A 7,208-nucleotide genomic window follows, 5' to 3' on the forward strand; every position below is an offset into this window, starting at 1 on the left:
TGTTTTACACGGTCGTAATGTTGCGGCCGTAGTAAATTTCGCGCATCTCTTTCCACAGCAGGTCAGTGATGGCCTTACGCTCAACGTCGCTTAAATCTTCCGGCCGGGTATGGAACATGTAGTGCTTAAGGTCGAATTCCTTAAGCAGCATCTTGGTGTGGAAGATATTCTCCTGGTACACGTTCACGTCCATCATGTCATACAGCGCCTTCATGTCTGCGGACATGAAGTTCTGAATGGAGTTAATTTCATGATCGATGAAATGCTTCATGCCGTTAATATCACGGGTAAAGCCGCGCACGCGATAATCTATAGTCACAATGTCGGATTCAAGTTGATGAATCAGGTAGTTCAGCGCATTGAGGGGGGAAATCACCCCGCAGGTCGAGACTTCAATATCGGCGCGGAAGGTGCACAGCCCGCCCTCCGGGTGACTTTCCGGGTAGGTATGGACGCAGATATGGCTTTTATCGAGATGCGCTACTACCGCTTCCGGCAGCGGGCCGGGATGCTCGGTGTTGTCGATAAGGGTAGGATCAACAGGCTCTTCACTGACCAGAATGGTGACGCTGGCACCCTGCGGTTCATAATCCTGACGCGCGATGTTCAGGATATTGGCGCCGATAATCGAACAGGTTTCTGACAGGATCTCGGTCAGACGGTTGGCGTTATAGAGTTCATCGATATAGGCGATATAACCATCGCGCTCTTCCGCCGTTTTGACGTAGCAGATATCGTAAATACAAAAACTCAGGCTTTTGGTCAGGTTGTTAAAGCCATGCAGTTTCAGCTTTTTCAATTCATTCACCCCCTTGAAACAGCGCATCCTGCAAATATTGCGGTAAGGCAAAGGCTGCGGTATGGACGGCCGGATTGTAGTAACGGCAGGTTAAATTGGCCTGGTGGAAGCGTGCCTGAATAATCCCGGTTGAGAGATGGCGCAGGGCGTCATTGTCCGTTGCCCAGGCGAAGGTCATCACCCCGCCGTAGTAGGTGGGAATGGCCGCCTGATAGAAGCTGACGTCAGAGAAGTAGTGGCTTAGTTTGCGATGGCTGTCGATGGCTTCATCCTGCTGCAGGAAGCAGACGCCGTTCTGCGCCACGAAGACTCCGCCCGGGTTCAGGCAGCGTTTGCAGCCTTCATAGAAAGCCGAGGTAAACAGACTCTCGCCGGGGCCAATCGGATCGGTGCAGTCCGAAATGATCACGTCGAAGGTTTGCGCCGTCTGATTAACAAAATTGACGCCGTCGTCGATCACCAACCGGAAGCGCGGATCGTCGTAGCTGCCGGCGTTGTGATTTGGCAGATACTGGCGGCAGAAAGAGACCACGCCCGCGTCTATCTCGACCATGGTTATGCTTTCAATGGATTTATGACGGGAGACTTCGCGCAGCATGGCGCCATCGCCACCGCCGATGATCAGCACATGTTTCGCATTGCCGTGCGCCAGCAGCGGCACGTGGGTCATCATCTCGTGATAGATGAATTCATCGCGTTCGGTGGTTTGCACCACGCCATCCAGCGCCATCACGCGGCCAAAGGCGGCGTTTTCAAAAATGATCAGATCCTGATGATCGGTTTTCTCATGATAGAGCACGTTATCAACGGCAAAGTACTGTCCAAACTGGTCATGCAGCGTTTCTTGCCACACTGTGTTGTCGGCCATCGGCTGATACCTCTTTTGTTAACGCCTGCGTAAAAAGAGCGCAACATCATAGCTAACAATGACCGTGGTTGCACGGCCATAGCTTCAACATAGAGGCGTCGGAAAGGTTATTTAACGTAGGCGAGGAGGCTAAGGGAATCGCGCGCCAGCGCTTTGCATTTTTTGGCGGTGGGGATCCCGATCCCGCTGAGATCGCGATAGCTGTCTTCACCGAGCGCCTTCATGTCAAACGTGTCGTAGTTGCTCAGATCCCACTGGTTCTGCTGGGCAAAAAAGACCAGTGCCCGACGAATCTGCCCATTGGGTAAATTCTGGTATCCGCAATCGTTTTTCAGAAAGACAAATACAGCCGTCAGATCGGCCATGTCTTCGGCTTCATTTTCACTGAGCGCATAGCTGTTGGCGCCACTAATCATCAGGGTGGTGAACAGAATTGTTCGAAAAAACGTCTTCATTGCCTCTACCAATACGTTGCGGAAATTCAACGTTAGCACACCTGGTGACGGAGCGACGATCTTTATTGTTTCGGCTTATCTTGACCTTCCGGTTGGGGGAGGGTTTATGCTGACAGGATCGCCTGCTGGAAATAAGGAAATGAACATGCAACGTCGTGATTTTTTAAAATATTCTGCCGCGCTGGGCGTCGCCAGCGCACTGCCGCTCTGGAGCCGCGCCGCGTTTGCGGCTGAGCGGCCCGTTTTGCCGATCCCCAATTTACTCACCCCCGATGCGCGCAATCAGGTTCAACTGGTAGTGCAGGCCGGGAAAACGACCTTTGGTCCACACAATGCGACCACCTGGGGATATAACGGTAATGTGCTGGGCCCGGCGATCCAGCTGCGCCAGGGAAAAGCGCTGACCGTTAATATCCACAATACCCTGAATGAAGAGACCACGGTGCACTGGCACGGGCTCGAAGTGCCGGGCGAGGTCGACGGCGGGCCGCACGGTGTGATTAAACCCGGCGGCAAACGTAGCGTCACCTTTACCCCGGAACAGCGGGCGGCGACCTGCTGGTTCCACCCTCATCAGCACGGTAAAACCGGACGTCAGGTAGCGATGGGGCTGGCTGGGCTGGTGCTGATTGAAGATGACGAAAGTCGCCTGCTGCGCCTGCCTAAGCAGTGGGGTATCGACGATGTGCCGGTGATCGTGCAGGACAAAAAATTCAGCGCGGACGGGCAAATCGATTATCAACTGGATGTGATGACCGCCGCCGTCGGCTGGTTTGGCGATACGCTGCTGACCAACGGTGCGATTTACCCGCAACACAACGCGCCAAAGGGCTGGCTGCGCCTGCGCCTGCTCAATGGCTGTAATGCCCGCTCGCTCAATTTTGCCGCCAGCGATAAGCGCCCGCTGTACGTGGTCGCCAGCGACGGCGGCCTGCTGGCCGAACCGGTCAAGGTAACCGAGCTGCCGATGCTGATGGGCGAGCGCTTTGAAGTATTGGTCGATATCAGTGACGGCAAGCCGTTTGATCTGATCACGCTCCCGGTCAGCCAGATGGGGATGGCGGTGACACCCTTTGATAAGCCGCATCCGGTGCTGCGCATTCAGCCGCTGCTGGTGACCGCGTCCGGGGCATTGCCTGACACCTTAGCCAGCTTGCCCGCGCTGCCGTCGCTGGCGGGTTTAACCCAGCGTACATTGCAGCTGTCGATGGATCCGATGCTCGACATGATGGGCATGCAGGCGTTAATGGATAAATATGGCGACCAGGCGATGGCCGGGATGCACCATGGCCAGATGGGTCATGGCAAGATGGGGGGGATGAACCATGGCGGGCATGGATTTGATTTCCATAACGCCAACCGGATTAACGGTAAAGCGTTCGACATGAACACCCCGATGTTTGCCGCAACCAAAGGCCAGTACGAGCGCTGGACGATCTCCGGGAAGGGCGACATGATGCTGCACCCGTTCCATATTCACGGTACCCAGTTCCGTATTCTGTCAGAGAACGGCAAAGCCCCGGCAGCCCATCGATCCGGCTGGAAAGATACGGTGCGGGTTGAGGGCGCGGTTAGCGAAGTGCTGGTGAAGTTTGATCATGCTGCGCCGAAGGAGTTTGCCTATATGGCGCACTGTCATCTGTTAGAGCATGAAGATACGGGAATGATGCTCGGGTTCACCGTATAAAAGGGTGCGGCCTGATGCCCTCACCCTGGCCCTCTCCCACCGGGAGAGGGAATAAACATTAAAAACGGCAACTTTCGTTGCCGTTTTGCTTTTACCTTGCGTCGTCCGGCAGCGCATAGGCAACGATATAGTCGCCCATCTTCGTGCCAAACGAACCATGGCCACCCGCTGAGATCACCACGAACTGCTTGCCATTGGCTTCATAGGTCATCGGCGTAGCCTGGCCACCGGCAGGCAGACGGCCCTGCCACAGCTTCTCGCCGTTGCTCATGTTGTACGCGCGCAGGTAGTTATCTGCGGTTGCACCAATGAACAGTACGTTACCGGCGGTGGAGATTGGGCCACCCAGCATCGGCATGCCCATGTTAAACGGCACCGGGATCGGCATCGGGAATGGCATGCTGTCCTGCGGAGTACCGATACGTTTCTTCCACACTACCTGATTGGTTTTCAGATCGAGCGCGGAAATGTAGCCCCAGGCCGGCTGTTTACACGGCAGGCCAAACGGCGACAGGAACGGGTTCAGGGTCACGCCGTACGGCACGCCATACTGCGGCTGGATACCGGCTTCTGTACCGCTGCCTTTAGCGTCTTTCGGCTGTTCCATCGGGTTACCTGGGCCGCGTGGGATCAGCTTCGAGACAAACGGCAGCGCCATCGGGTTGGCAATCGCCACCTGACGGTTTGGATCCACCGAGATACCGCCCCATTCAAACATCCCCAGGTTGCCCGGGAACACCAGCGTGCCCTGCTCGGACGGCGGGGTGAAGATGCCTTCATAGCGCATCTGGTGGAACATCACGCGGCACACCAACTGGTCAAACATGGTAGCGCCCCACATGTCTGCCCCGGTCAGGTCTTTCTTCGGACGGAAGCTCAGATCCGAGAACGGCTGGGTTTTAGTAACGTAGTCGCCCTTCGCCGCGCCCTGTGGAACTGGTTTTTCCGGGGCCGGAACCACCAGCTCACCGGTACGACGATCCAGTACAAAGATGTTGCCGGTTTTCGCCGGAGCGTAAACCACCGGAACCGTCTTACCGTTCACGGTAATGTCCGCCAGCGTTGGCTGGGACGGCATATCCATATCCCACAGATCGTGGTGAACGGTTTGATAGCTCCAGGCCAGTTTCCCGGTGGTGGCGTTCAGCGCCACCACTGAACTGGCAAAACGCTCCTGCTCCGGTGTGCGGTTACCGCCCCAGATATCCGGCGTGGTCACGCCCATCGGCAGATACACCAGATCCAGCTTCGCATCATAGGCGGCAGGTGCCCAGGAGTTCGGCGAATTAAAGGTGAAGGTGTGTTCGTCCGACGGGATGGCGTTAGGATCTTTCGCGCCAGGATCGAAGGCCCACAGCAGTTTACCGGTATTCACGTCAAAGCCGCGGATAACGCCCGAGGTTTCGCGGGTTGAGAAGTTATCGGTAACCGAGCCGGCAATCACGATGGTTTTATCGGTGATGATCGGCGGCGAGGTTGGCTCATACAGACCCGGAGTGGTGTCCGGCATGTTGGTCTGCAGATTCAGAACGCCTTTGTTGGCGAAGGTTTCGCACAGTTTGCCGGTATCAGCATTCAGAGCAATCAGTCGACCGTCGTTCACTGGCAGCATGATGCGGCGTGGACAATCGGCAATCACCTCCGGGCTGGCGTTATCGGCGCGCGCTTCGTGGTAAGAGACGCCACGGCAGGTTACGTGCTGGAACGAAGTGTTGGTGTTCAACTGCGGATCGTAGTGCCACTTCTCTTTCCCGGTCGCTGCATCCAGAGCAAACAGGCGCTGGTGGGCGGTACAGAGATAGAGCATGTTGCCCACTTTGATTGGGGTCACTTCGTTGGTCAGTTCACCCGGATCGTTAGGCTGCTTCAGGTCGCCGGTACGGAACACCCAGGCTTCTTTCAGATTGTGCACATTATCGGCATTAATCTGCTTCAGTGGGGAGTAGCGTTGGCCTTCCTGATTGCGACCGTAGGCAGGCCAATCGGCATCTGCCACCTCAGAGATCGCCGCCGCAGGGGTGGAGTCAGCACTCAGCGTGCCTTTCACTTCCTGCGGATCGTTAAAGCTCGCCCAGGTCAGCATCCCACCGGTAATCAGTAACGCCACCACCAGCGCGGTTACGGCACCGCTGGAAGGTACGATCAGTCGACGCCAGACAAAGGGCAGGATCAGCCAGATACCGAAGAAGACGAGGATATCGCTGCGCGGGGTTAGCGCCCAGAAGTCGAAGCCGACTTCCCACACGCCCCAGACCATGGTGGCCAGCAGCAGGGCTGCATAGAGCCACAGGGCTGATTGTTTACTGCGCCACAACAGGACAGTGACGCCCAGCATTACCAGGCCAGCAACCGGGTAATACCAGGAGCCACCAATGGCGACAAGCCAGGCTCCGCCGATGAGTAAATACAGTCCACAGAAGGCTGCGAACAGCGCTGTTAACACCACGAGTAACCGTGAATGTTGATTTTTTGTTTCCGCCATAAAGACACTCTTTAAGTTTCATTAATTTTTTAGTAGCAATTCAGTATAGGTCTTAACAAGTGTGATCGGAATCACAAATTTGGCTTTTGCGAACTCATCCGCCAGGAGAATCTATTTGCTGGTATACTTCACGGCTTATGCAGCGATGCCGGACGCTGAATTTTCGGCATTGAGAAATTCGTTCTAAAATCATACGGTTAGTAAAATGAAACATACTGTTGAAGTGATGATCCCGGAAGCGGAGATCAAAGCGCGTATCGAAGAACTCGGTCGTCAAATTACCGAACACTATAAAGACAGCGGCAGCGAGATGGTGCTGGTGGGTCTGTTACGCGGTTCCTTCATGTTTATGGCCGATCTGTGCCGTGAGGTGCAGGTGTCCCATGAAGTCGATTTCATGACCGCCTCCAGCTATGGCAGCGGCATGTCGACCACCCGAGATGTGAAAATTCTCAAAGATTTGGATGAAGATATTCGCGGCAAAGATGTGCTGATCGTCGAAGACATTATCGATTCAGGTAATACGCTGTCGAAAGTCCGCGAAATTCTCAGCCTGCGTGAGCCAAAATCGCTGGCGATTTGTACGCTGCTGGATAAACCGACTCGCCGTGAAGTGAACGTTACCGTCGAGTTCGTGGGTTTCTCTATCCCGGATGAATTCGTGGTCGGCTACGGCATCGACTACGCTCAGCGTTATCGCCATCTGCCGTACGTCGGTAAAGTGGTATTGCTGGACGAGTAAGGTGTAAGTTGGGTGCGCGCTGATGCCCTCACCCCGGCCCTCTCCCACTGTACAGACTGGGGACATAGTGAACGCTTGTTCGGGGACATGGTAGACACTTACAACTAAGGCATAAGAACCCGTATATGGAGTCGCTTATGCCGTGGGATGCGAGAGATACCATGTCATTACGTAC

General features: G+C 55.2%; 6 protein-coding genes. 2 read left to right on the top strand and 4 right to left on the bottom strand.

Annotated elements, in window-relative coordinates; translation table 11 throughout:
* Window positions 1–4: 4 nt before the first annotated feature.
* The 3 genes from speD to M8013_RS05120 form a co-directional block, all read right to left on the bottom strand.
* Entirely contained in the window at window positions 5–799 is a 795-nt protein-coding gene (speD, locus tag M8013_RS05110; protein WP_271266730.1) for an adenosylmethionine decarboxylase, read from the bottom strand.
* 1 nt (window position 800) lies between these two features.
* Entirely contained in the window at window positions 801–1,667 is an 867-nt protein-coding gene (gene speE / locus M8013_RS05115; protein WP_271266731.1) for a polyamine aminopropyltransferase, read from the bottom strand.
* A 107-nt stretch (window positions 1,668–1,774) separates the two neighbouring features.
* Complete coding sequence (locus M8013_RS05120; RefSeq protein WP_271266732.1) at window positions 1,775–2,122, bottom strand: YacC family pilotin-like protein; 348 nt, start codon at window positions 2,120–2,122, stop codon at window positions 1,775–1,777.
* Window positions 2,123–2,267: 145 nt separating this feature from the next.
* On the opposite strand from M8013_RS05120, the gene cueO reads away from it, so the two are divergent.
* Window positions 2,268–3,809, top strand: coding sequence for a multicopper oxidase CueO (cueO, locus tag M8013_RS05125; RefSeq protein WP_271266733.1), 1,542 nt, complete (start codon window positions 2,268–2,270; stop codon window positions 3,807–3,809).
* A gap of 91 nt (window positions 3,810–3,900) precedes the next feature.
* Here the strand turns inward: cueO and M8013_RS05130 are convergent, their stop codons facing one another.
* Window positions 3,901–6,291 (bottom strand): glucose/quinate/shikimate family membrane-bound PQQ-dependent dehydrogenase, encoded by a 2,391-nt coding sequence (locus tag M8013_RS05130; protein ID WP_271266734.1) that lies wholly within the window; start codon window positions 6,289–6,291, stop codon window positions 3,901–3,903.
* A gap of 205 nt (window positions 6,292–6,496) precedes the next feature.
* On the opposite strand from M8013_RS05130, the gene hpt reads away from it, so the two are divergent.
* A complete protein-coding gene (gene hpt / locus M8013_RS05135) occupies window positions 6,497–7,033 on the top strand; it encodes a hypoxanthine phosphoribosyltransferase (protein ID WP_271266735.1) in 537 nt (178 codons plus the stop codon).
* The last annotated feature ends 175 nt before the right edge of the window (window positions 7,034–7,208 follow it).

Origin of the sequence: Silvania confinis (assembly GCF_025564085.1) — a bacterium.
Taxonomy (GTDB): domain Bacteria; phylum Pseudomonadota; class Gammaproteobacteria; order Enterobacterales; family Enterobacteriaceae; genus Enterobacter; species Enterobacter confinis.

Bases quoted from the DNA above. Each gene is read 5' to 3' on its own strand.
- M8013_RS05120 (WP_271266732.1), bottom strand. From the start codon at position 2,122: ATGAAGACGTTTTTTCGAACAATTCTGTTCACCACCCTGATGATTAGT.
- hpt (WP_271266735.1), top strand. From the start codon at position 6,497: ATGAAACATACTGTTGAAGTGATGATCCCGGAAGCGGAGATCAAAGCG.
- M8013_RS05130 (WP_271266734.1), bottom strand. From the start codon at position 6,291: ATGGCGGAAACAAAAAATCAACATTCACGGTTACTCGTGGTGTTAACA.
- cueO (WP_271266733.1), top strand. From the start codon at position 2,268: ATGCAACGTCGTGATTTTTTAAAATATTCTGCCGCGCTGGGCGTCGCC.
- speE (WP_271266731.1), bottom strand. From the start codon at position 1,667: ATGGCCGACAACACAGTGTGGCAAGAAACGCTGCATGACCAGTTTGGA.